At 37.2% G+C, this 1,089-nt stretch carries 1 protein-coding gene; it reads right to left on the bottom strand.

The genetic code is table 11. From position 1 onward, the window contains the following. Positions 1 to 154: 154 nt before the first annotated feature. Entirely contained in the window at positions 155 to 937 is a 783-nt protein-coding gene (locus ACOVQ4_RS11065) for a DUF6089 family protein (RefSeq protein ID WP_421820706.1), read from the bottom strand. Between the last annotated feature and the right edge of the window lie 152 nt (positions 938 to 1,089).

Genomic DNA, 1,089 nt, shown 5'->3' with positions numbered 1-1,089 from the left:
CAATACTCTATTTGACTAATCGTGCAAAAAGGACTGCAAAGGTAGAAAAAAAGAACGGTGTTTGATAAGTTTTTAATGAATTGTAGCTGATTATCACATTTTTGGAGCTAAAATTTTATGATTAGCTCGCAAAAAATGCTTGATTTAAAATATTTTATCGGCGAGTAGGGCAGTGAACTTTATAAAATAGATAACTAACTGAAAAGCTTGTATAGTAGTACATATCCTTACTTTTTGTTCCAGGGGTCTGAAACTTTTGGAATAAGTAGGGAAAAACAGGTACAGTTGCGGGGTTAGAAGTAGTAGTTGTTTGCTGACCTATGTCTCCATCTCGTTCATAACCAACGGCATCAATGAGGTCATTGTTGGTCCATCTTGTACCAAACTCAATTCCCCAGTTCCATTGATTTCGCCATTCTTTTTTAATGCCAATACCTAATGCTACAAAATTAGGGCTTGACCTTGTGAGGTAAAGCGGGTTATTAATACTGGCAAGTTTTGCTCTGGTACTAATGTTAGTTCCACCATAGCCCCCAAACACATAAGGGGTCCAATTATTTACGATTCTTGAAGATGTGGTGCGAAAATTTAAAAAATTATATTCAATCTGACCAATTCCTTCTAACATGGTTGCACTAAAGCTTTGCCCTCTAGCTTGATGTAATGGGTCTGATTTTATAGCATCATCCTTACCTGCTAGCAATCCGACCATGCCTTGTGCTTTTAATGAAATCGAACGAGTCCAGTTCATACGGACGAACACACTTCCACCAGGGCGAGCAGTAAACGGCTTGAATGTAGGCATAATATCTCCCTTATAGTGAGTCACACCTGCCCCAGCACCTATTTCCCATCTTTGAGCAAAGGTGGTATTCTGAAAAACAAGTGATACTACTAAGCTAAAAGCTATTCGTACTACCGAATTATGAATAATCATTAAAGATGAGTGTTAATGCTTACAGAAAAAAAGGAAGTAGGTTTTTTATTTGATTGGCGGGCATTTTACTTGACTTGTAATAACATAAGTAAGCGTTATTTGGGTAGTAAAATATGTATCCCATTTACTTGTGCCTCTGGTAACAATATTAG

Source organism: Flectobacillus sp., from assembly GCF_049240685.1.
GTDB lineage: Bacteria > Bacteroidota > Bacteroidia > Cytophagales > Spirosomataceae > Flectobacillus.
Note: the sequence above shows the minus strand (reverse complement) of the source record. Positions and strands in the feature narration are given on the sequence as shown.